Source organism: Streptococcus cuniculi, from assembly GCF_001921845.1.
GTDB classification, from domain to species: Bacteria; Bacillota; Bacilli; order Lactobacillales; family Streptococcaceae; genus Streptococcus; species Streptococcus cuniculi.
In genome coordinates this window covers 259,581-282,330 of the sequence record NZ_MSJM01000003.1, presented here as the reverse complement: position 1 = coordinate 282,330, position 22,750 = coordinate 259,581, and the positions used below count along the sequence as shown (strand labels likewise).

At 44.6% G+C, this 22,750-nt stretch carries 22 protein-coding genes; 17 read left to right on the top strand and 5 right to left on the bottom strand.

Translation table 11 applies throughout. The annotated features are described in order from the left end of the window. Positions 1-79: 79 nt before the first annotated feature. From BU202_RS04710 to BU202_RS04665, 10 genes are all read left to right on the top strand, one after another. On the top strand, positions 80-607 hold the full coding sequence (locus tag BU202_RS04710; protein ID WP_075104649.1) for a YqeG family HAD IIIA-type phosphatase: 528 nt from the start codon (positions 80-82) through the stop codon (positions 605-607). Then, a complete protein-coding gene (yqeH, locus tag BU202_RS04705) occupies positions 608-1,714 on the top strand; it encodes a ribosome biogenesis GTPase YqeH (protein WP_075104648.1) in 1,107 nt (368 codons plus the stop codon). A gap of 14 nt (positions 1,715-1,728) precedes the next feature. Then, positions 1,729-2,040 (top strand): ribosome assembly RNA-binding protein YhbY, encoded by a 312-nt coding sequence (gene yhbY / locus BU202_RS04700; RefSeq protein ID WP_075099572.1) that lies wholly within the window; start codon positions 1,729-1,731, stop codon positions 2,038-2,040. A gap of 42 nt (positions 2,041-2,082) precedes the next feature. Continuing rightward, positions 2,083-2,715 carry a nicotinate-nucleotide adenylyltransferase gene (locus BU202_RS04695; protein ID WP_075104647.1) on the top strand — a complete coding sequence of 211 codons (633 nt, stop codon included), beginning with the start codon at positions 2,083-2,085 and terminating at the stop codon, positions 2,713-2,715. After that, the gene (gene yqeK / locus BU202_RS04690; protein ID WP_075104646.1) at positions 2,712-3,299 is read left to right on the top strand and encodes a bis(5'-nucleosyl)-tetraphosphatase (symmetrical) YqeK; all 588 of its coding nucleotides are present in this window, start codon (positions 2,712-2,714) and stop codon (positions 3,297-3,299) included. Before BU202_RS04695 ends, yqeK begins: the two co-directional genes overlap by 4 nt. Positions 3,300-3,317: 18 nt before the next feature. After that, complete coding sequence (rsfS, locus tag BU202_RS04685) at positions 3,318-3,668, top strand: ribosome silencing factor (RefSeq protein WP_075104645.1); 351 nt, start codon at positions 3,318-3,320, stop codon at positions 3,666-3,668. A 63-nt stretch (positions 3,669-3,731) separates the two neighbouring features. After that, entirely contained in the window at positions 3,732-4,466 is a 735-nt protein-coding gene (locus BU202_RS04680) for a class I SAM-dependent DNA methyltransferase (RefSeq protein ID WP_075104644.1), read from the top strand. Next, a complete protein-coding gene (locus BU202_RS04675) occupies positions 4,463-5,560 on the top strand; it encodes a nucleotidyltransferase (RefSeq protein ID WP_075104643.1) in 1,098 nt (365 codons plus the stop codon). The genes BU202_RS04680 and BU202_RS04675 overlap by 4 nt, the downstream gene beginning before the upstream one ends. Before the next feature lie 24 nt (positions 5,561-5,584). Then, complete coding sequence (locus BU202_RS04670) at positions 5,585-5,995, top strand: peptide deformylase (protein WP_075104642.1); 411 nt, start codon at positions 5,585-5,587, stop codon at positions 5,993-5,995. A 330-nt stretch (positions 5,996-6,325) separates the two neighbouring features. After that, the gene (locus BU202_RS04665; protein WP_075104641.1) at positions 6,326-8,422 is read left to right on the top strand and encodes an AAA family ATPase; all 2,097 of its coding nucleotides are present in this window, start codon (positions 6,326-6,328) and stop codon (positions 8,420-8,422) included. Positions 8,423-8,836: 414 nt separating this feature from the next. On the opposite strand, the gene BU202_RS04660 is transcribed toward BU202_RS04665, so the two are convergent. Further along, on the bottom strand, positions 8,837-9,547 hold the full coding sequence (locus BU202_RS04660; RefSeq protein WP_208604246.1) for a GntR family transcriptional regulator: 711 nt from the start codon (positions 9,545-9,547) through the stop codon (positions 8,837-8,839). A gap of 170 nt (positions 9,548-9,717) precedes the next feature. Here BU202_RS04660 and malQ point away from each other — a divergent pair, with 170 nt between their 5' ends. From malQ to BU202_RS04635, 5 genes are all read left to right on the top strand, one after another. Further along, positions 9,718-11,226, top strand: coding sequence for a 4-alpha-glucanotransferase (gene malQ, locus BU202_RS04655; RefSeq protein ID WP_075104640.1), 1,509 nt, complete (start codon positions 9,718-9,720; stop codon positions 11,224-11,226). Continuing rightward, the gene (glgP, locus tag BU202_RS04650; RefSeq protein WP_075104639.1) at positions 11,219-13,483 is read left to right on the top strand and encodes a glycogen/starch/alpha-glucan family phosphorylase; all 2,265 of its coding nucleotides are present in this window, start codon (positions 11,219-11,221) and stop codon (positions 13,481-13,483) included. Before malQ ends, glgP begins: the two co-directional genes overlap by 8 nt. Positions 13,484-13,606: 123 nt before the next feature. Continuing rightward, positions 13,607-14,398, top strand: coding sequence for an endonuclease/exonuclease/phosphatase family protein (locus BU202_RS04645; RefSeq protein ID WP_075104638.1), 792 nt, complete (start codon positions 13,607-13,609; stop codon positions 14,396-14,398). Positions 14,399-14,409: 11 nt separating this feature from the next. Then, positions 14,410-16,581 (top strand): PTS transporter subunit IIBC, encoded by a 2,172-nt coding sequence (locus BU202_RS04640; RefSeq protein WP_075104637.1) that lies wholly within the window; start codon positions 14,410-14,412, stop codon positions 16,579-16,581. A gap of 758 nt (positions 16,582-17,339) precedes the next feature. Continuing rightward, positions 17,340-17,957, top strand: coding sequence for a hypothetical protein (locus BU202_RS04635; RefSeq protein ID WP_075104636.1), 618 nt, complete (start codon positions 17,340-17,342; stop codon positions 17,955-17,957). Between the two features lie 24 nt (positions 17,958-17,981). Here the strand turns inward: BU202_RS04635 and BU202_RS04630 are convergent, their stop codons facing one another. Together BU202_RS04630 and BU202_RS04625 are read right to left on the bottom strand one after the other, a co-directional pair. Beyond that, entirely contained in the window at positions 17,982-18,602 is a 621-nt protein-coding gene (locus BU202_RS04630; protein WP_075104635.1) for a DUF2812 domain-containing protein, read from the bottom strand. 11 nt (positions 18,603-18,613) lie between these two features. Then, the gene (locus BU202_RS04625) at positions 18,614-18,925 is read right to left on the bottom strand and encodes a PadR family transcriptional regulator (protein WP_075104634.1); all 312 of its coding nucleotides are present in this window, start codon (positions 18,923-18,925) and stop codon (positions 18,614-18,616) included. Between the two features lie 158 nt (positions 18,926-19,083). Between BU202_RS04625 and BU202_RS04620 the strand changes: the two genes are divergently transcribed. Both BU202_RS04620 and BU202_RS04615 read left to right on the top strand, forming a co-directional pair. Continuing rightward, complete coding sequence (locus BU202_RS04620; RefSeq protein WP_075104633.1) at positions 19,084-19,800, top strand: YebC/PmpR family DNA-binding transcriptional regulator; 717 nt, start codon at positions 19,084-19,086, stop codon at positions 19,798-19,800. A gap of 158 nt (positions 19,801-19,958) precedes the next feature. Continuing rightward, a complete protein-coding gene (locus BU202_RS04615) occupies positions 19,959-20,840 on the top strand; it encodes a hypothetical protein (protein WP_075104632.1) in 882 nt (293 codons plus the stop codon). A gap of 78 nt (positions 20,841-20,918) precedes the next feature. Here the strand turns inward: BU202_RS04615 and BU202_RS04610 are convergent, their stop codons facing one another. Further along, positions 20,919-21,344 (bottom strand): NUDIX hydrolase, encoded by a 426-nt coding sequence (locus BU202_RS04610; protein WP_075104631.1) that lies wholly within the window; start codon positions 21,342-21,344, stop codon positions 20,919-20,921. Between the two features lie 9 nt (positions 21,345-21,353). Next, positions 21,354-22,727 (bottom strand): tRNA uridine-5-carboxymethylaminomethyl(34) synthesis GTPase MnmE, encoded by a 1,374-nt coding sequence (mnmE, locus tag BU202_RS04605; protein ID WP_075104630.1) that lies wholly within the window; start codon positions 22,725-22,727, stop codon positions 21,354-21,356. Between the last annotated feature and the right edge of the window lie 23 nt (positions 22,728-22,750).

Sequence of the window (22,750 nt, the reverse complement as noted above, 5' to 3'; positions counted from 1 at the left end):
ACGTAGAGAGTGAGACTGACAAAATTGAAGTGTGGTCAGTGAGCGATGTTAGCCCGCTCTTAGGACAGTGGAGAATAGTGTGACGATTGAGAATTATATGCCAGATTTTGTGCTTGAGAAAGCCTATGATGTGACAGTAGAAAGTTTGCAAAAATACCACATTCGGACGGTTTTTGTGGACTTGGATAATACCTTGATTGCCTGGAACAATCCCGATGGAACACCAGAGATGCGCAAGTGGTTGCATGATTTACGCGATGCGGGAATCCATGTGGTTGTTGTTTCGAATAATAAATATGAACGTGTCAAGCGTGCAGTAGAACGTTTTGGCATTGACTTTGAAGCCTTTGCTCTGAAACCTTTTACCGTTGGCATTGAGCGCGCCATTAAACGTTTTGGCATTAAGCGCGAAGAAGCGATTATGATTGGCGATCAGCTGATGACGGATATTCGAGCAGCCAAGCGGGCGGGGATTCGCTCGGTCTTGGTGCGACCGCTCATTGAGACAGACTCGATTAACACTCAAATCAATCGCTGGCGTGAACGCCGTATGATGAAAAAAATCACTGCCAAGTATGGCGCATTTGATTACAAGAGGGAAATGTAAGTGGAAGAATTGTATTGTATTGGCTGCGGAGCCTTGATTCAGACTGAGGAAAAGGAAGAGGTAGGCTATACGCCACCATCTGCCTTGGAAAAGGGACTAGCGACTGGACAGGTCTACTGCCAGCGGTGTTTCCGCCTCCGTCATTATAATGAAATTTCAGATGTTAATATTTCAGATGATGAGTTTCAGACCCTGCTTCATAGTGTCGGAGACAGTGATGCCTTGGTGGTCAATGTTGTTGATATTTTCGACTTCAACGGCTCTGTCATTCCTGGCTTATCACGTTTTGTGTCTGGAAATGATGTCCTTTTGGTCGGGAATAAAAAGGATATTTTGCCCAAGTCTGTTAAGGACGGCAAGGTCACTCAATGGTTGACAGAGCGTGCTTATGAAGTGGGCTTGCGCCCTGTAGATGTCATGCTGACATCTGCCCAAAACAAGCATGCCATTAAGGACTTGATTGACAAGATTGAGCAGTACCGTAAGGGGCGTGATGTCTATGTGGTCGGTGTCACCAATGTCGGGAAATCAACCTTGATTAACGCCATTATTCAGGAGATTACAGGGGACAAGGATGTGATCACCACCTCTCGTTTCCCTGGGACAACCCTTGATAAGATTGAAATTCCCCTCGATGACGGATCTTACATCTACGATACACCGGGGATTATTCATCGTCATCAGATGGCCCATTATTTGTCTGCGAAAAATTTGAAATTTGCAAGTCCTCGCAAGGAAATCAAGCCCAAGACTTATCAGTTAAATCCTGAACAAACCCTCTTTTTAGCTGGTTTGGGACGATTTGACTTTATCGCAGGAGAAAAACAAGGCTTTACTGCATTTTTTGACAATGAATTAACACTTCATCGCACCAAATTAGAGGGCGCGACAGCATTTTACCAAAAACACGCAGGCAGCTTGCTGGTGCCGCCAACTAGTGCAGAATTGGAGAACTTCCCAGAATTGGTTCGGCATGAATTTACCATCACCGAAAAGACGGATGTCGTCTTCTCAGGTCTAGGTTGGATTCGCATCAATGGAACAGCCAAAATCGCAGCTTGGGCACCAAAGGGTGTCGGCGTTGTGATTCGCAAAGCAATTATATAGAAAAAGGAAATACTATGACATTAACATCAAAACAACGGGCCTTTCTCAACAGTCAGGCACATAGTTTGAAGCCTATTATTCAAATCGGGAAATACGGCTTGAATGACCAGATTAAGACCAGTGTTCGTCAGGCTTTAGACCGACGGGAGTTGATTAAGGTGACGCTGCTACAAAATACGGATGAAAATATCCATGATGTGGCGGAGACCTTGGAAGAAGAAATCGGAGTGGATACCGTGCAAAAGATTGGTCGGACCCTGATTCTCTTCAAGCAATCAAGCAAGAAGGAAAATCGAAAACTCTCTGTCAAAGTGAGAGAAATCTAGTGGGCATGTCCCAAGAATGGATGAGTTGGATAAGGAGTCTACATGGCAATTGAGCTCTTAACACCCTTTACAAAGGTTGAGTTAGAAGTTGAAAAGAAAGAAACAAATCGCAAGCAAGTTGGTATTTTGGGAGGAAATTTCAATCCTGTTCATAATGCCCATTTAATTGTGGCTGACCAGGTTCGGCAGCAGTTGAAATTAGATGAGGTCTTGCTGATGCCGGAATTTCTACCGCCTCATGTCGACAAAAAAGAAACGATTGATGAACTGCATCGGTATAACATGTTGAAAATGGCGATTGCAGGGATTGAAGGTCTTGGTATTGAAACGATTGAGCTAGAGCGCCGTGGTATCAGCTATACCTATGACACGATGAAACTCTTGAAGGAAAAGAATCCTGATACGGATTACTATTTCATCATCGGCGCAGATATGGTGGATTATTTGCCCAAGTGGCATCGGATTGATGAGTTGATTCAGCTGGTGCAATTTGTCGGCGTACAGCGGCCGCGTTACAAGGCGGGAACTTCCTATCCGATTATCTGGGTTGATGTTCCGCTCATGGATATTTCTTCCAGCATGGTTCGCCAGTTTATCCAACAGGGGCGCGTGCCAAACTTTATGTTGCCGCACGAGGTCTTGGATTATATCGAAGAAAAGGGACTCTACAAATGATAGCAGCAGATTTGTCCTTTAATCGTGAAAAGCTCCTTGAAAAAATCAGCTCTGCCATGTCAGCAAAACGCTTCCGTCACGTCCTTGGTGTCGAAGAAGCAGCGCTTGAGCTAGCCCGCCAGTATGGTTGTGATGAGAAAAAAGCGAGCTTAGCGGCTCTCTTACATGACTATGCCAAGGAAGTAGAAGATCAGGTCTTTCTGGACTTGATTGACCAGCATCAGTTGGGAGAGGACTTGAAAGTCTGGGGCAATAATGTCTGGCATGGAATGGTAGGCGTTTATAAAATCAAACAAGACTTTGGTGTGCAAGACCAAGAAATTTTGCAGGCCATCGAGCGCCACACAGTCGGTGCGGCCCAGATGACCCTACTTGATAAGGTTCTCTATGTGGCAGACTACATTGAGCCCAACCGTGATTTTCCAGGAGTTGATGAAGCCAGAAGATTAGCCAAAGTATCGCTGGAAAAAGCCGTGGCCTATGAAACAGCCCATACGGTAGCGCATCTAGCCACAAAAGGAATTCCCATCTATCCCCAAACGATTGAAACCTACAATGCTTATGTGGGGTATGTCAATAAGTAACCAATAATGAGGTAAAACGTGAAAGAAAAAGAATTAGTAGAATTGGTCGTAAAAGCGGCCGATGAAAAACGTGCAGAAGAGATTGTCGCGCTTGATGTGACAAGCCTGACAAGTGTGACAGATTACTTTGTTATCGCAAGCTCCATGAACAGCCGTCAGCTTGAGGCGATTGCGGACAATATCCGTGAAAAAGTCAAAGAGGCGGGCTTTGCAGCGAGTCAAATCGAGGGTGATTCAGCAGGTGGCTGGGTCTTACTGGACCTCGGTGGCGTCGTAGTTCACATCTTTTCAGAAGAAATGCGTGCCCACTACAATCTTGAAAAATTGTGGCATGAAGCCGAGAATGTTGACGTAGCTGACTGGTTGTAAGACTGTAGAAAGAATGCATAACTCAGTTGGGAGCCGACTGAGTTTTTTCAAGAAAGGAAACCCATGGCGACTTATGAAACCTTTGCTTCGGTCTACGATGCGATTATGGACGATAGTCTCTATGATCAGTGGACCGATTTCAGTTTGAGGCATTTTCCCAAAGGCAAGAAAAAATTGTTGGAACTAGCCTGTGGTACGGGAATTCAATCCATTCGATTTAAGGAAGCAGGCTTTGATGTGACAGGGCTTGACCTTAGCCGAGATATGTTAGATTTGGCCGCAAAGCGCACCCAAGAAGCAGGGCTTACGATTCCCTTCTTAGAGGGCAATATGCTCGATTTATCAAGCCTTGAGCGTTTTGACATGGTGACCTGCTATTCTGATTCGATTTGCTATATGGAAGATGAAGTTGAGGTCGGCCAAGTCTTTCAAGAGGTCTACCAGCACCTCAATGAGGGTGGTGTTTTTCTCTTTGATGTGCATTCGACCTACCAAATGGATGAGGTTTTCCCGGGTTATAGCTATCATGAAAACGCCGAGGATTTTGCCTTTGTGTGGGATACCTATGCGGATGAGCCACCGCATTCGATTGTGCACGAGTTGACCTTTTTTGTACAGGAAGAAGACGGTCGCTTCAGTCGTGTGGACGAGATTCACGAGGAGCGGACCTATGACCTCTTGACCTACGATGTCCTGCTGGAGCAGGCTGGCTTTAAAAAGGTCAAGGTGTATGCGGATTTTGAGGACAAGGAGCCGACCGAGACGAGCGCTCGTTGGTTCTTTGTAGCAGAAAAATGACTGTTACAGGTATCATTGCGGAGTTCAATCCCTTTCACAATGGGCATGCCTATCTACTTTCTCAAGCAAGGGGCTTGAAGATTATTGCCATGAGTGGTAATTTCACCCAGCGGGGGGAGCCTGCCATTGTGGACAAATGGACGAGAGCTCAGATGGCGCTGGAAAATGGGGCAGATTTGGTGGTAGAATTGCCATTTTTGGTCAGCGTGCAGGCGGCGGACTTTTTTGCCCAAGGAGCGATGGATATTCTAGCTCGGCTAGGGATTGATCAGCTGTCTTTTGGGACGGAAGAAGTCTTGGACTATGGGAAAATAGCAGAGCTGTATGAGAAAAAAAGCCTTGAAATGGCGGATTTTCTGACCCACTTACCCGATAAGCTCAGCTACCCTGAAAAAACGCAGGCCATGTGGGAAACCTTTGCAGGCTTGAGCTTTTCGGGAAATACGCCCAATCATGTCCTTGCCCTTGCCTATGCCAAGGCGGTAGCAGGAAAAGGCATTGCCCTGTGTCCCATCAAGCGAAGAGGGGCGGGCTTTCATTCCTTGGAAGATGATGTGGAATTTGCCTCGGCAACGGCTCTCAGAAATCGGATAGGCGATACAGATTTTGTCGCGACCTTTAGCCCAAGTGCGGATTTGCTAGCGCAAGCGGCCCAAGTATCGTGGCAGGATTATTTTCCCTATCTGCGCTACCAAATCCTATCCCATCCTGATTTGTCCAGCATTTACCAAGTCAACCAAGAAATGGCTAGCCGTATGAAAGAGGCCATCAAAACGGCTTCTTCCTTTGAAGATTTGGTGGAGATGATTGCGACCAAGCGCTATACCAAGGCACGAGTGAGAAGGCTTTTGACCTATATTTTGGTGCAGGCGAATGAATCGCCACTCCCAGAAGCCATTCATGTGCTAGGCTTTACCGAAAAAGGGCGTAAGCATTTGGCGAGTTTGAAGCAGGAGGTGGCTCTCATTAGCCGAATTGGCAAAGAGCCGTGGGATGCCCTAACCCAGCAGGCAGACAGGATTTACCAACTGGGTAATTCCCAACTGTTAGAGCAGAATTTCGGCCGCGTGCCGATTCGCATGGAGACAAAATAGCAAGTCTAAGAAAGAGGAGACAAGATGATTCGACCAATTATGAAAGATATTTTCTTTTTACAGCAGCCATCAGAACCTGCAACCAAGGTAGATGTGGCGATTGGGCAGGACTTGCAGGATACCTTGTTGGCTCACCGCGATGCCTGTGTCGGAATGGCTGCTAACATGATTGGCGTTCGCAAGCGCATTATCATTGTTCATATGGGCTTCACCAATCTTGTCATGTACAATCCTGTTCTCGTAGCAGGTAGACAGCCCTACCAGACCGAGGAAGGGTGCCTGTCCTTAGAGGGTGTTCGCCCTACCAAGCGTTTTGAAGAAATCGAGGTTTCCTTTTTCGACCAAGATTGGCAGGCCAAGCGCCTGACCTTAACAGGTTTTACCGCCCAGATTGTTCAACACGAGTTGGATCATTTGGAGGGGATTATTATTTGATAAAAAACGGAACTAAGTCGATAGATTTAGTTCTTTTTTTAAAAACTAAAAATTGGTCAAAAAAAGTCAGAAAAAGCATTGACTTTTACTGACCAATGGTGTATACTAGTTTGTGTAAGGTTGGAAAACCTTATCAGACCAATAGTTGAAGGAATTTTTCTTTTTAAAGAATTGGTCAGTAAACGTCAAACGAAAGAATCAAATGAAACGTGAAGTCTGGCTTTGTTTTCTTTTAAGAGATTGGTCAGAGATGGTCAAAATAAATCATCATCAGATTTCTTTTTTAGAATAAAGGTCAGTAAACGTCAAATAGAAAAACGAGGTATGAATATGAACAACTATTCCAACAACTTTAACAACATGGACGATCTTTTCAATCAGCTTATGGGACGTATGCAGGGCTACAATACAGAGAGTCGCCGTTACCTTATAAATGGTCGCGAAGTGACGCCAGAAGAATTTGCTCATTATCGCTCAACTGGTCAATTGCCACAGAGAGAAGAGCAAGAGGTGAAAGGTCACCATCCGCATTTCAAAAAAGATGGTATTCTTGCAAAACTCGGTCGCAACTTGACCGCTGAAGCAAGAGAGGGCATGCTTGATCCCGTTATTGGCCGCAACAAGGAAATCCAAGAAACGGCTGAAATTCTTTCTCGCAGGACGAAGAACAACCCTGTTTTAGTCGGAGACGCTGGTGTGGGTAAGACAGCAGTTGTGGAAGGATTAGCGCAGGCCATTGTACACGGAGATGTGCCAGCAGCGATTAAAAATAAGGAGTTGATTTCGATTGACATTTCAGGGCTTGAGGCAGGCACCCAGTACCGTGGTAGCTTTGAGGAAAATATCCAAAATCTGATGGCAGAAGTCAAAGAAATGGGCAATGTCATCGTCTTCTTTGATGAAATTCATCAAATTCTTGGGGCAGGAAGTACAGGAGAAGCAGGTTCTAAAGGACTTGCAGACATCTTGAAACCAGCTCTTTCTCGGGGAGAATTGACCGTGATTGGAGCGACCACTCAAGATGAATACCGCAACACCATTTTGAAAAATGCAGCTCTGGCGCGCCGGTTCAATGAAGTCAAGGTCCATGCACCATCTGCAGAAGATACCTACAAAATCCTCCAAGGAATCCGCAACTTGTACGAGGCCCACCACAATGTCATCTTGCCAGATGAGGTCTTAAAAGCCGCAGTGGACTACTCTGTTCAATACATTCCCCAACGGAGCTTGCCAGATAAGGCGATTGATTTGCTCGATGTGACCGCAGCCCACTTGGCGGCCCAACATCCTGTGACAGACATTCATGCGATTGAATCAGAAATTGCCCAAGAAAAAGAAAAACAAGAGCAGGCTGTACAACGTGAAGACTACGAAGCAGCCTTGAATGCCAAAGTCCGCATTGAAGAATTGGAAAAACAGATTGAAAACCATGCTGAAGATACCAAGGTAACGGCAAGCATCAACGATGTAGCCGAGTCTATCGAGCGCATGACAGGCATTCCAGTCTCTCAGATGGGTTCAAGCGACATCGAACGTTTGAAAGAGATGAACAGCCGTCTCAAGACCAAGGTGATTGGTCAAAATGATGCGGTAGAGGCAGTCGCACGGGCCATTCGCAGAAATCGTGCAGGTTTCGATGAGGGCAACCGCCCCATTGGTAGCTTCCTCTTTGTCGGGCCGACCGGTGTTGGAAAGACGGAGTTAGCAAAGCAGCTTGCCCTTGACCTCTTTGGGACAAAAGACGCTATTATCCGCCTAGACATGTCTGAATATAGCGACCGTACAGCAGTTTCGAAGCTCATTGGTACAACGGCTGGATATGTGGGGTATGATGACAATAACAATACCCTGACCGAGCGCGTGCGTAGAAACCCTTATTCTATCGTTCTGCTTGACGAGATTGAAAAGGCAGACCCACAGGTTATCACGCTGTTACTCCAAGTCCTCGATGATGGACATTTAACCGACGGCCAAGGAAATACCGTCAACTTTAAAAATACAGTCATCATTGCGACTTCAAATGCAGGATTTGGCTACGAAGGAGCTGCAAGTGATGAAGAGAAACCTGACATCATGGATCGTCTCAAACCGTTCTTCCGCCCAGAATTCCTCAATCGTTTCAATGCGGTGATTGAATTCCTCCACCTTGGTAAGAAAGACTTGGCAGAGATTGTCGATTTGATGTTGGCAGAAGTCAACCAAATGTTGGCGAAAAAAGACATGCAGCTGGAAGTGACAGATAGCGCCAAAGAGTATTTGATTGAGCAAGGGTATGACGAAGTTATGGGCGTGCGCCCACTGCGCCGTGTGATTGAGCAAGAAATCCGCGACAAGGTGACAGACTTCTACCTTGACCACCTAGATGCCAAGGAGCTTCTGGCAGATATGGTAGAGGGCGAGTTACGCATTAGCGAAAAAGCAGCCTAGTCGGATGATGAAGGAAAAAGGGAGTGGGACAGAAATCGATAACTCGTAAGAGTTCGATTATCCTCACTCCTTTATTTCTAGGTTCGGGTATCAACAGTCACTCCCCTGACTGTTGATACCCCGCAAGGTTGACTTGCTTCCACAATCGAGAATTGTGGAAGGTTGGAAATAAGGCTAGCGAAGAATCGTTCGCTAGCCTCTTCTAATAGAATATTGATTTATCAATGTCATGGATAAGTTGCTCACAACTTTCTGTTCTCTTCAATGCTCCACTGGAGCATTGAACCCAGCGCCAGGCCTCGCTTTCTAGTTTCTAGGCTCAGGTATCAATAGTCACTCCCCTGACTATTGATATGCGTCAAGCTGCTCAAATTATAAAAATAAGGAGGTTGGGTACTTTTGTCCCAAGCTCTTTTAGCGTGTCGCAGTGGACGTAAAGGTGATTTTATCGGGACGATAGCTAATGCTGCCGTATTGAAAGGCCTTGCCATTATCGAGGTAGCTGGTGCTAGTGACGACCACCACCATGTCGTATTCCCCTAAATCAAGGTTGTTCCGTTCTTCTTCATTAGCGTAGCGGAAGGAAATTTCCCGCTCGGAATGGCTAATCGTGAGGTTGAGCTCCTGTTCCAAATAGCGATAAATCGAGCCTTCTGCAATCTCGCGGTTGAGATAGGGCACAATTCGGCGGTCAAAGTAGGCAATTTCATACTCGACACACTCTCCGTTAATGGTACGAGAGCGTCCCACACGGTAAAAATCAACGCTATCATCCACTTGGAAAGCCTCCATGAGAAGTGGCTCACCTTGGACGATGTAAAGGCTGGTCAGCTTGGTTTTAACATCGTGGGTATGGGGATGGTTCAGCTCACCTACCGTTTTAATCTCTGACAAGGGCTGTGGCTTGGTTAATTGTGGCTCAAGCACGATGGAATTACGTCCCTGCTGTTTGCGGATATAGCCGTCACGTTCAAGGAGGGATAGGGCCTTGCGAATGGTATCTTTTGAGAAATGGTAGTGATGCATCAGGTCGTTTTCGCTCGGCAACTCCTTATTTGCTGGAAATAAGCCAGCGATAATCTTTTCTTTTATATCTTCATAGACCTTTTTATACTTACTCATCATCGTTCCTCTCTTTTTTATTAGTATAGCATAAAAGGTTGAAAATTTATACGTACAAGTCTTGGAAATATCCATTGAATTACGTACAAGATAAAACTGTTACGTAAAAGTTATTGACAAAAGCAAACGTTTGCGTTAGAATGAACATGTAAGGGAAAGAAAGGAATTCGAATATGACAAATCGTACAAGTGGTGTTTTGATGCACATTACCTCCCTACCGGGAAAGTTTGGTATTGGAACATTCGGGAAAGAAGCCTATGATTTTGTGGATTTCTTGGTGGAAACCAAACAAACCTACTGGCAAATTCTTCCGTTGACAACGACTAGCTATGGGGATTCTCCCTACCAATCCTTTTCTGCCATCGCAGGAAATACCAATCTGATTGACCTTGATTTGCTGGTCGAAGCGGGTTGTTTGCAAGTCAAAGACTATGAGAAGGTCAACTTCGGGACTGATCCAGAAGTGATTGACTATGCTCAATTATTTAAAACACGCCGTCCAATTTTGGAGATGGCTGTGAAAGGTTTTTTGGCCCAAGATAAGCATATTGCAGCATTTAGAGAATTTGAAAAAGCTAATTCTTCATGGTTGAACGACTATGCAGAATTTATGGCGATTAAAGAACATTTTGGCAATAAGGCGCTTCAGGAATGGGAGGACAAGAAAGTCATTGCCCGCAATGAAGAAACGCTTGAGGCCTACCGTCAGGACTTGGCAGAGCAAATTGACTACTTCAAGGTGACCCAGTATTTCTTCTTCAGCCAATGGAAGGAATTGAAAGCCTATGCCAACCGCAAGCATATCAAGATTATTGGCGATATGCCCATCTATGTTTCTGCCGATAGCGTAGAAGTGTGGACCAAGCCTCATCTCTTCAAGCTAGACAGCGAGAGAAAGCCTCTTTATGTGGCGGGGGTTCCTGCGGATAACTTTAGTGCAGATGGTCAGTTGTGGGGCAATCCGCTCTACGATTGGGCTGAACATGAAAAGACAGGCTTTAGTTGGTGGATTTACCGCATTCATGAGAGTTTCAAACTCTATGATGTGTTGCGAATCGACCATTTCAAAGGTTTTTCTGATTTCTGGCAGGTGGCAGGAGATGCGACAGTAGCTAAAGTCGGGACTTGGGAGCCAGGACCAGGCTACAACCTCTTTAAGGTGGTCAAAGAAGCCTTGGGAGATTTGCCTATCATCGCAGAAGATTTAGGAAATATTGATGCAAAAGCAAGAAAACTCTTGAATGACTGTGGCTATCCGGGAATGAAAATCTTGCAGTTCGGTTTGGAAGATGTAGACGGTAAGAGCATTGACAGCCCGCACCGCTGTATTCCAAACTCTGTCTCCTATACTGGAACGCATGACAATGACGTTATCAATGGTTGGTACAATAGCTTGACAGCAGAACAACAAGAATATGTCGATGATTACAGCAACCGCAAGCCAATTGAGCCAGTCACTCAGGCCATGCTCCGTGTCTTGTTTGCAACAGTCAGTGACACCGTCATTGCTACGATGCAGGATATTTTGGACTTGCCTGCTTCATCGCGCATGAACATGCCGTCTACCATCGGTGGCAACTGGCAATGGCGCATGAAAGCCGAAGATTTAACTCAAGACAAGAAAGACTTCTTAGTGAAAATTACCAAATTATATCAGCGAGGAAATGAACAACATGACTAATTTTACAAGATTTGCAGAAGCAAATACCGCAAAAACACTAGCCGAATTGACCAATGAGGAAATCTATTTCCAACTATTAAGCTACGTCAAAGAAGCGGCAGCACCTAAACCAAAAAATACGGGAAAACGCAAGGTGTACTACATTTCAGCAGAGTTCCTGATTGGAAAACTCTTGTCCAACAACTTGATTAACCTAGGAATCTACAAAGACATTCAAACAGAACTGGCCGCAGCAGGAAAATCTCTCAGCCAAGTCGAAGATGTGGAGCCAGAACCATCACTTGGAAATGGTGGACTTGGCCGTTTGGCTTCTTGTTTTGTGGATTCGATGTCAACGCTCGGAATCAACGGTGAAGGGGTTGGTCTCAACTACCACTGTGGTCTTTTCAAGCAAGTATTTGACAAGAACGAGCAAGAAGCGGAGGCCAACTTCTGGATTGAAGATCAGTCTTGGTTGATTCCAACGGACATCAGCTATGAAGTGCCATTCAAAGACTTTACTCTTACCTCTAAGTTGGACCGTTTGGATATCTTGGGCTACAAGAAAGACACGAAAAACTACCTCAACTTGTTTGACATTGAGCGTGTCAACTATGACTTGATTCAAGAGGGAATTGCCTTTGATAAGACAGCTATTCAGGAAAACTTGACCCTCTTCCTTTACCCAGATGATTCAGATAAAAATGGGGAATTGCTCCGTATCTCCCAACAGTATTTCATGGTGTCAAATGCTGCGCAACTCTTGATTGATGAAGCACTGGAGCGTGGAAGCAACCTCCATGATTTGGCAGAATACGCCTATGTGCAAATCAACGATACACACCCATCCATGGTGATTCCAGAGTTGATTCGTCTTTTGACTGAAAAACATGGATTGGACTTTGCAGAAGCTGTTGAGATTGTCCGCAATATGACAGGCTACACCAACCATACCATCTTAGCAGAAGCCTTGGAAAAATGGCCACTTGCTTTCCTAGAGGAAGTCGTGCCGCATTTGGTTACGATTATCAAGGAATTGGATGCCATGGTGCGCGCTAGCTATCAAGACCCTGCGGTTCAAATCATTGACGAAACTGGCCGTGTTCACATGGCCCACATGGATATTCACTTCTCTAATTCGGTCAATGGGGTTGCGGCTCTCCATACGGAAATCTTGAAAAATTCTGAGTTGAAAGTCTTCTATGACCTCTACCCAGAGAAATTCAACAATAAGACAAACGGAATCACCTTCCGTCGCTGGTTGGAATTTGCCAACCAAGACTTGGCAGACTACATCAAGGAATTGATCGGGGATGGCTATCTGGAAAATGCGACAGAGCTTGAAAAATTACTGGCCTACGCAGATGACAAGGCAGTTCATGCTAAACTAGCCGAGATTAAGTTCCAAAACAAACTGGCCCTCAAACGTTACCTCAAGGATAACAAGGGGATTGACTTGGATGAACATTCGATTATCGATACGCAAATCAAGCGATTCCACGAGTACAAGCGCCAGCAGATGAATGCCTTGTACGTGATTCACAAATACTTGGAAATCAAAAATGGCAACCTGCCAAAACGCAAGATTACGGTCATCTTTGGTGGAAAAGCTGCGCCAGCGTATATCATCGCCCAAGACATTATCCATCTCATCTTGTGCTTGTCCGAGTTGATCAACAACGATCCAGAAGTCAGCCCATACCTCAATGTGCATTTGGTGGAAAATTACAATGTGACTGTCGCTGAAAAATTGATTCCTGCAACAGATATTTCCGAGCAAATTTCTCTTGCTTCCAAAGAAGCATCTGGTACGGGAAATATGAAATTCATGTTGAACGGTGCTTTGACATTGGGAACCATGGACGGTGCCAATGTCGAGATTGCAGAGCTTGCAGGTAGCGAGAATATCTACACATTCGGTAAGGATTCAGATACCATTATCGACTTGTATGCGACAGCTGGTTATGTGTCACGTGAATACTATGCAAATGATGAGGACATCAAGCGTGCGGTTGACTTTATCGTCAGCGAAGACTTGGTGCGTCTTGGTAATAGCGAACGCTTGGAACGTTTGTACCAAGAACTTTTGAACAAAGACTGGTTTATGACCTTGATTGACTTGAAGGAGTATATCGCTGTCAAAGAACAGGTCTTAGCAGACTACGAAGATCAAGATGCTTGGAACAAGAAAGTCATCCACAACATCGCAAAAGCTGGTTTCTTCTCATCAGACCGTACGATTGAGCAATACAATGAAGATATTTGGCATAGTCACTAATTCTCGTTGAAAATCAACATCAGAGGTCGTTACCTTATCTTGATGAAGGTCGGTTCTATCTGCGCCTCGTTGCTTTGTTCTTACATAAAACGATAGAAGAGAGGGGGTATCAGAGCAGTTTCTATGAAATTACTAACGCTCAATGTTCATGCCTGGTTGGAGGACAATCAGGTGGAAAAAATAGATCTTTTGGCTCGGACTATTGCCGAAAAGCAGTATGATGTGGTGGCTCTTCAGGAGGTCAATCAGCTGATGACGGCACGTCCAGTGACCAAAGACTTAAAAGAAGATAATTATGGCTTGCTCTTGGTGGAAAAAATCAACCAATTGAGCATGGAGAAGTATTCCTTGTTTTGGAGTAATTCGCATATTGGCTATGACAAGTACGATGAGGGAATTGCCTTCCTCACCAAGTTACCTGTCTACGATGTCGACCCGTTTTACTGTACGGAGCATCAGACGGTGCAGTCGATTTTCTCACGGAAAATTGTGGGCATTACTGTTGCCTATCAAGGTCAGTTGGTGGACTGTTATTCCTGCCACATGAATCTTCCAGATTGTCAAGAGGAGGATCCGATTGACAATCTGCGGGCGATTGTGGAGCGCTCAACGCATTCACATTTGAAAATCTTGATGGGAGATTTCAACACAGATGCGATTTCTGCTCCAGCAGATTATGAGGCCATCAAAGCAACAGGTCTATTGGATACCTATGAGCTCGCTCAAGAAAAAGATGCGGGAATTACGGTATCAAAAGCCATCGATGGCTGGAGCGGTCATGGGGCGGAAAAGAGAATTGACTATATCTTTTTGAACCAAGAACGCGAAGTGCTATCCAGCCGAATTATTTTTAATGGGGAAAATGAAGCTGTTGTTTCTGACCATTTTGGTCTAGAAGTACATGTAAAATGTTAGGAGAATTAGAAATGAAAAAATTTCTCAGTTTTGAATTTTGGCAAAAATTCGGAAAATGTTTGATGGTCGTGATTGCCGTTATGCCTGCTGCAGGTCTGATGGTAAGTATCGGAAATTCCTTGCCATTGTTGAGTGCAGACTCCGAACTCTTGGCACGTATCGGCAATATCATTGCTCAAATCGGTTGGGGAATCATCGGCAACCTTCACCTCTTGTTTGCCCTTGCAATCGGTGGTAGCTGGGCCAAAGAACGTGCCGGAGGAGCCTTCTCAGCAGGGCTTGCCTTTATCCTGATTAACTTGATTACAGGGAATTTCTTCGGAGTCACTGTAGCCATGCTGTCAGACGCAGAGGCGCATGTCAGCACCGTTTTTGGAACACAAATTCCTGTTGCCAACTACTTTGTCAACGTCCTTGGTCAACCAGCCCTTAACATGGGTGTCTTTGTCGGGATTATTGCTGGTTTTGTCGGAGCAACCGCCTTCAACAAATACTACAACTACCGCAAATTGCCAGACGCTTTGACCTTCTTTAACGGAAAACGCTTTGTACCGTTCGTCGTTATTTATCGCTCTGTCTTGGTGGCTCTTGTGCTTGCGATTTTCTGGCCTGTGGTTCAGACAGGAATCAACAGCTTTGGGAAATGGATTGCCAACTCACAAGATACAGCGCCAATTCTGGCACCATTTATCTATGGTACCTTGGAGCGTCTCTTATTGCCATTTGGGTTGCACCACATGTTGACCATTCCGATGAACTATACCTCTCTTGGTGGCACCTACGAAATCATGACAGGTGCCCAAGCTGGTCAGCAAGTATTTGGACAAGACCCACTCTGGTTGGCATGGATTACAGACTTGATTAACCTCAAAGGTGCAGGAGATACCAGCCAGTACAATGACCTTCTTGCAACCGTCACTCCAGCTCGTTTCAAGGTGGGACAAATGATTGGCTCAACTGGTATTCTCATGGGATTAACCCTTGCCATGTACCGCAATGTGGATCCTGATAAGAAGAAAAAATACAAAGGGATGTTTGTCTCATCTGCCCTTGCGGTCTTCTTGACAGGTGTAACAGAGCCGATTGAATACATGTTCATGTTTGCTGCAATGCCACTGTATGCCCTCTATGCGGTCATTCAAGGGGCAGCCTTTGCCATGGCAGATATCGTTCACTTGCGTGTGCATTCATTCGGAAATATCGAGTTCTTGACCCGTACACCAATGGCCTTGAAAGCAGGTATCGGACTTGATGTGGTCAACTTTATCTGGGTATCCGCCCTCTTTGCAGTCTTGATGTACTTCATCGCAGACTTTATGATTAAGAAACTGAACCTTGCAACCGCAGGTCGCAATGGAAACTATGATACTGAAACAGCAGATGACACTCCGATTTCTGGAGATGCGGGTGTTGCGGATGGAAATTCCCAGATTGTCCAAATTATCAATCTCCTCGGTGGTCGTGAAAATATCGCCGATGTGGATGCATGTATGACCCGCTTGCGTGTAACAGTTAACAATATTGAAAAGGTCGGTGAAGAGGCGGCTTGGAAACAGGCAGGTGCGATGGGCTTGATTATCAAAGGCTCTGGTGTACAAGCTGTTTACGGACCAAAGGCCGATGTCTTGAAATCAGATATCCAAGACTTGCTTGATTCTGGACTTGAGATTCCTAAAACAAGTGTGACAGTAACAGAAGAAGCAGTTGTCGAAGACCATTTCAAAGGCATCACAGCAGACGTTCATTCGGTCGCAGATGGTCAAGCCATGGCGATTACCGAAGTGAGTGATCCTGTATTTGCTCAAAAAATGATGGGAGATGGCTATGCAGTCGAGCCTGCAAATGGCAATGTCTACGCCCCTGTCTCTGGTTTAGTCACCAGCGTCTTCCCAACCAAGCACGCAGTCGGTCTCTTGACAGATAGTGGTTTGGAAGTCTTGGTACACGTCGGCTTGGATACCGTTGCCCTAAACGGTGCACCATTCTCCATCAAAGTATCCGATGGACAACGTGTTGAAGCAGGAGACCTGCTCCTTGTTGCAGATCTTGAAGCCATCAAGTCAGCGGACCGTGAAACAACGATTGTCGTTGCCTTCACCAATACAGCTGAAATCAAGGCGGTTCACTTACAAAACCTAGGAACTGTAACGAAAGATACCCTTCTTGCACAGGTAGAATTGTAAGACACCCCTCTTTTCTCCATTAAACCTCATCGGGCAATAGATGATGATATTAAAAACAGCAGAGGCAGGGTCAAAAGTCCAACCCTAAATATAGAAAGCGAACAAAACTAGTTTTCTGACACTCAGAATTCTATCTTGTTCGCTTTTTGTATCTAATTTATCAATTTGAAGAATGGATGATAAAGAATTTCAAAATCAAAATCTTTTTTATACGAAAACTAAAAAAGTGCAAAAAAATCCTCCCCTAGATACTCCTAGTGAGGGCTTTATGCGAGTTTTCATATGTTTGTGGGTGAGCGCGACGCGCTCATCATGGTTTATCCCACCTTCTTCAGAACGTAGACAAGTCCAAAATCTATTTAAACAAGTTCAAAAGCCCTGCTAACTGAACATTCGATTTACCGATTTTCGCGAGCGGAGCGAGCCTCATCAGATCCTTTTCGCTGTGGTAAAAGTAGCGTCACTCCCCGTAATGACGCTACTCGGAAATGTTGAGACCCTAGGCTCAACATTTAGGTATGGAATTCCGCAGGAAGTCGCTACCGTCCGTACCACCTCAGAAAAGGATCAGAAAAGAACTTTTTCTTCAATCCTAAGGGAGTTTTCACAAACTTTTCGGTCTAATTTTTTGTATTTTTTTGGAAATCATGTTAGGATAAAATACATGCAAATGATTTTGGAAAACCCTTATTGATAAAGGGAAACAGTTGTTAAAACAATCACAAAATATATTTAAAAATGCATATAAAAGAGGGGTTATGAGGAAGTTTTTACAAAATGTTGTGACAGAAATTGTTTATTATTTGGAGCTGATGCTATCAGCGATTTTGGCAGTTGCGCTCCTGATTTTATCACTCTTGTTACTGGGAGATTTGGTGTCGGCTATTCCCAATGGGATTCATGGGGATACTTTCCTGAAAGAATTTTTAAATCGAACCATTACACTAGCGGTTGGGGTCGAGTTTATCAAGATGTTGTGCAAACAGTCGCCTCGTACCGTCATTGAGGTGCTACTCGTTGCCATTGCCCGTCAGTTGATTGTTGAGCATGCTTCAAGTACAGACTATTTAATTGGGATGGTTTCTGTAGCGATTCTTTTTGCAGTACGGAAATATCTCTTCATTCAGTTCGATGATTCAGATAATATCGTCATGCGGGCGAGTCAAAAAGTAAAAGTAGCTAACATCATTGCACGAGTGAAAATTCCCGGTGAAAAAGGAGAAACTCTGCGTGATTTTGTTGTTCGTAAACTCAATGAGGAAGAAAAAACGATTGCCATTGGCGCTTGTGTTTACTTGAAAAATGTAGCGCTCCGTGTGGATAACATGCATGGAGACTTGGTCACTCGGGTTGAAATTATCAAGAGTATGTATTAAAGAAGTTGGAATCATCCAGCTTCTTTAATACTTTTTTTGAGGTCGATTTTTATAGGCCATGTAAAGGTAGAAGAGGGCGGCACCTAAGATAATAAAAGCAGGAAAAAGGCTTCGTAGAAAGAGGACAATAGGTGTTTCAATCAGAAAAGGTATCCAAAAGTCAGCACCTGATCTTTCCCATAAACCAGGCCGATAGAGTTCCTTCAGGTTCCAAATGCTTTGTTGATGATGGGAGTTAAGCAGGTGTAGAGAGAGAAAGTTTGTCATGGAAATGGTAAAGAGGAGAAAGGCATTCTTACTCACTCGTTTATGGAGGGCCTGGCGGGATTCGTCATCTGAAAAAATATCGGTGTCACCGTCATTGCCAGTATGCGTAAAATACTGATAGCCCCCACGGCGACTACCAGGAATCAGAGTCCAGCCACACTCTGCAAAGAGAGAAAGATACTCGAAATAATCCTGTTTGGAAGCAAATTGCCGGTAGTCCAGCCGTACGACGGGGATATCCGTTTCTTGCTCAACTTTTTCAAAGGTATAGCCTCCGGTGTAGGGAGATACTTTGATTAGGCGATAACCTTGGGCTTGAATCTGGTTAATCCATTGTTCTTCTGCGGAAATGGTTACAAAGAGTTTATGCTTTTTCATAGGAAACCTCCTTAAAAATCAAAACGGCTAGCAAGCGTACTTAGCTTTCGCATGCGCTCAGTTTCGAGTGCCAAAATGGCCTTGCCTGTCGGGGTGATATGGTACATTTTCCTTCGACTATCTGTACTTGGGACGGCGACAATCCAGCCCAACTTGAGGAGATTGTCAATGGCTCCATACATGGTACCAGCAGCGATTCGAACCTCTCCTTCGCTCATTACTTCTACCTCTTGCATAATAGCGTAGCCATGATTGGTTTCTAGCAGAGCAAGGAGGATATAGTAGGTCGTCTCGGTCAGAGGCAGGTGTTTATTTCGTTTCATTTTTTCTTCTTTCTTTTTATATCGTTCAACTGTATAGTTGTATTATATATCGTATGACTGTATAAGTCAACTGTATACTTAAAAGATAGTAAAAATCTTCTCAAATAGGCAATCTTGTGGTATAATAAAACGATTGAAAAAAATGTAGGAGGTTCCTTATGGGACGTAAATGGGCCAATATTGTAGCCAAAAAAACAGCTAAGGACGGAGCAAACTCAAAAGTTTATGCTAAATTCGGTGTCGAAATCTATGCCGCAGCTAAAAAAGGCGATCCAGATCCAGAGACCAATACAGCCTTAAAATTCGTTATTGATCGTGCCAAGCAAGCGCAAGTACCAAAACACATCATTGACAAGGCCATTGACAAGGCAAAAGGAAACACAGACGAGACATTCGTAGAAGGTCGTTATGAAGGATTTGGACCAAATGGTTCGATGCTCATCGTTGACACCCTTACTTCTAACGTCAACCGTACGGCAGCGAACGTGCGTGCGGCTTTCGGTAAAAATGGTGGAAACATGGGAGCTAGCGGTTCTGTTTCTTACTTGTTCGATAACAAAGGGGTGATTGTCTTTGCGGGTGACGATGCAGATAGCATCTTTGAGCAATTGCTGGAAGCAGATGTCGATGTAGAAGATGTGGAAGCAGAAGAAGGAACAATTACTGTCTACACTGCCCCAACAGACTTGCACAAAGCCCTTGTAGCCTTGCGTGAAGCAGGAACAAGCGAATTCCAAGTGACCGAATTAGAAATGATTCCTCAGTCAGAAGTGGTCTTGGAAGGCGATGATTTAGCAACCTTTGAAAAATTGTACGATGTCCTTGAAGATGACGAAGATGTCCAAAAAATCTACACCAACGTCGAAGGATTTTAAGAGAAAATCAAGTCTCCTTGAAACAGCTAGCTGTTCAAGGAGTTTTTTATCAAATGATGAAAGAATGATAAGGAAAGGTAGAATCCTTCATATAGTTTGCACTGAAGTGAAATTTTGATATAATGATATAACAAAGTATGAATACAGGAGGTACTATAATGAATAAGAAAATAGTCATCGGTTTTTTCGCGCTTTTAGCAACTACCGTATTATTAGCTTCGTGTGGCAATGGGACAAAAGATGTGGTGAAAACAGAAGGTAGTAGTGAAGCTGCTCAAACAGAGGAGGATATTATTCGTAAAGATGTAGAAACCTTACTAGATAGTGTGTTGACATCAAGTGATAAAGGGTTCTCTCGCTTGTATGGCGAGTCCTATGATCGTTGGACCGAAAAGAACATTTTTCCAGAGCAGATTGAAGGGGCTATTAAGGACAATGATTGGACCCCTGAGAGCAAGTATACCTACCAGTATGCTAAAGATTTTGATAAATTAACGCCATCTGATGTATTGGAGCGCTTCTTAAAGACAAGACGGGATAATCTAAAAGATATTAAAGAGTATGATATTAAAGATATTGATGTAGCGGATGATAAGGCAACCGTCACTTTTATGTCTCGCCAAATCAATAATACTGCGTCAGCAAATGCAGTTAATAATATCTATTTAGCTTTAGCAGATGGGAATCTTGATGTCTTTGGAGCCTTGAATCAGGCCAATGCTGCAGATAGTGAATTCAAGAAACTTCATACTTTGGTTTCTTATTTCCTCTACTATGCGAACTTTAGCAATCTACTAGTTAGTTATAGTGATATCCCAAGTCGCTTGAATGAAACACCCTTGACAGAGGGAACCTATGAAATTACCTTCGATTTGGAAAAAGATAGCGAAGGTCATTGGGTGATTTCAGAACAGAATTACAAGAATTTGATTTCTGATTTGCTCAACTATGATGAACCAGCAAGCCAGTTTGTTTATCCAGACGGCACACATGCTAAAGCCGGTTCAACAGAAACAAGTTCTTCGACGAATGTAGGCTAGGCCATCCAGATAAAAAGTGCTCATCAAAACAACTACCCCTCGGGAATTTCCCGAGGGGTAGTTTGCTTATGGCAACAATTATTGACTGTTTCCAGAAATAGTTGGAATCAGGCTGTATAAATAGGGGACAATCTGTTCCCCTTCTAATTCCTCCAAAGATTCAATCCAGCGGAAATCAGCGTGTTCTTCTGGATCAAGCAGGACGGGGCGTTCTTCCTTTAGGTGAGCGGCGTAGACCAATCGTGTAAAAACAGTCTGTTTTTGGCAATCAAACTGGCTATCTTCGTGGAGAATACCAGTAATCGTGATGGCTTGATTGGCTTCTTCAAGTGTCTCCCGAAGAGCAGCAGCTCGTGGCAGTTCACCCTGCTCCACACCGCCACCGGGAATGTCCCAGTAGTTTGGGTAAACATTGGCTTGTCCTCGTTTGGTAACAGAGCGTTTGATGACAAGATAGGCCTGCTTATCTTGAATTAAGGCGTGGGCAATGAGCTTGACAGACATGGTATCCTCCTATTTTCCGAGGCAGAATTGGCTGAAGAGCTGGGTAATCAATTCATCGGGCGCAGCATCTCCAGTAATCTCTCCGAGGATCTGCCAGCAGCGGGTCAAATCTACTTGGAGCAAGTCGACAGGCATGCCCATTTCAAGTCCGTTGTTTACCGCCTGTAGCGCCTCTACGGCTTGTTCAATGAGAGAGATGTGACGAGCATTGGAGAGATAGGTCGCATCTTGCTCCACGAGCCCTGCATTTTCAAGGAAGAGCTGATTGATTCGCTCTTCAATCTGGTCGATATTTTGATTGTGAAGCACAGAAATGGCAATGGTATCAGGGGTGAGCTGGTCTTGCTCAATCTGAATTGGCAGATCCGTCTTATTGAGCAGGATAATCCGATTGCTGTCTTGGCTGATGCTCAACAGTTGGCGGTCCTGTTCGGTCAATGGTTCGCTCGCATTTAAGACCAAAAGAACCAAATCAGCCTCTTCCAGCGCTTTTTTAGAGCGTTCAACCCCAATCTTCTCCACTACATCATCGGTTTCACGGATTCCCGCTGTATCAATCAATTTGAGCGGAACACCGTTGATGTTGACATATTCTTCGATGATGTCACGCGTCGTACCCTCAATATCGGTGACAATGGCCTTATCCTCACGTAGCAGATTGTTCAGCAAACTTGATTTGCCGACATTTGGACGACCGATAATAGCCGTTGCAATTCCCTCCCGAAGGATTTTTCCACGGCGAGCTGTTTTGAGCAGGCGTTCCAACAATTGCTGAAATTCCATGGTTTTCTCACGAACCAGTTCAGTCGTTGCCTCCTCCACATCATCATATTCAGGATAGTCGATATTCACCTCGACTTGGGCAAGGGTGTTGAGAATTTCCTGTCTGGTATTGTTGATGAGGGTAGAAAGCGATCCGTCTAGCTGTCGAACGGCTTGGTGCATAGCCTTGTCTGTCTTAGCACGGATAATATCCATGACCGCTTCAGCTTGAGTGAGGTCCACGCGGCCATTTAAAAAGGCCCGCTTGGTAAATTCCCCTGGCTCTGCTAAACGCGCTCCCTGACGGATGACCAGTTGGAGAATTTCATTGGTCACCGCAATCCCGCCGTGAGTATTGATTTCAACGATATTTTCCCGCGTGAAGGTCTTGGGCGCTTTCATGACAGAGACCATGACCTCATCGACCACGATATCTGCTACCGGATCTAGGATATGCCCATAGTGAATGGTATGGCTAGCAACTTCGTCTAGGTTTTTTCCTTTAAAAATGCGGTTTGCAATGGCTAGCGCCTCGCTTCCCGACAAGCGGACAATGCCGATGGCCCCCTCACCTAAAGGGGTAGAAATGGCTGCAATAGTGTCAAATTCTTTTGTAATCATAACTCTATTGTAACGCAAAATAC

Coding starts and splice junctions, on each gene's coding strand:
- BU202_RS04630 (WP_075104635.1), bottom strand. CDS start 18,602: ATGAAAAAGCATAAACTCTTTGTAACCATTTCCGCAGAAGAACAATGG.
- BU202_RS04620 (WP_075104633.1), top strand. CDS start 19,084: ATGGGACGTAAATGGGCCAATATTGTAGCCAAAAAAACAGCTAAGGAC.
- BU202_RS04610 (WP_075104631.1), bottom strand. CDS start 21,344: ATGTCTGTCAAGCTCATTGCCCACGCCTTAATTCAAGATAAGCAGGCC.
- BU202_RS04695 (WP_075104647.1), top strand. CDS start 2,083: ATGGCAATTGAGCTCTTAACACCCTTTACAAAGGTTGAGTTAGAAGTT.
- BU202_RS04680 (WP_075104644.1), top strand. CDS start 3,732: ATGGCGACTTATGAAACCTTTGCTTCGGTCTACGATGCGATTATGGAC.
- BU202_RS04670 (WP_075104642.1), top strand. CDS start 5,585: ATGATTCGACCAATTATGAAAGATATTTTCTTTTTACAGCAGCCATCA.
- BU202_RS04625 (WP_075104634.1), bottom strand. CDS start 18,925: ATGAAACGAAATAAACACCTGCCTCTGACCGAGACGACCTACTATATC.
- malQ (WP_075104640.1), top strand. CDS start 9,718: ATGACAAATCGTACAAGTGGTGTTTTGATGCACATTACCTCCCTACCG.
- BU202_RS04675 (WP_075104643.1), top strand. CDS start 4,463: ATGACTGTTACAGGTATCATTGCGGAGTTCAATCCCTTTCACAATGGG.
- BU202_RS04635 (WP_075104636.1), top strand. CDS start 17,340: ATGAGGAAGTTTTTACAAAATGTTGTGACAGAAATTGTTTATTATTTG.
- BU202_RS04660 (WP_208604246.1), bottom strand. CDS start 9,547: ATGATGAGTAAGTATAAAAAGGTCTATGAAGATATAAAAGAAAAGATT.
- yhbY (WP_075099572.1), top strand. CDS start 1,729: ATGACATTAACATCAAAACAACGGGCCTTTCTCAACAGTCAGGCACAT.
- BU202_RS04615 (WP_075104632.1), top strand. CDS start 19,959: ATGAATAAGAAAATAGTCATCGGTTTTTTCGCGCTTTTAGCAACTACC.
- BU202_RS04640 (WP_075104637.1), top strand. CDS start 14,410: ATGAAAAAATTTCTCAGTTTTGAATTTTGGCAAAAATTCGGAAAATGT.
- BU202_RS04665 (WP_075104641.1), top strand. CDS start 6,326: ATGAACAACTATTCCAACAACTTTAACAACATGGACGATCTTTTCAAT.
- yqeK (WP_075104646.1), top strand. CDS start 2,712: ATGATAGCAGCAGATTTGTCCTTTAATCGTGAAAAGCTCCTTGAAAAA.
- mnmE (WP_075104630.1), bottom strand. CDS start 22,727: ATGATTACAAAAGAATTTGACACTATTGCAGCCATTTCTACCCCTTTA.
- BU202_RS04645 (WP_075104638.1), top strand. CDS start 13,607: ATGAAATTACTAACGCTCAATGTTCATGCCTGGTTGGAGGACAATCAG.
- glgP (WP_075104639.1), top strand. CDS start 11,219: ATGACTAATTTTACAAGATTTGCAGAAGCAAATACCGCAAAAACACTA.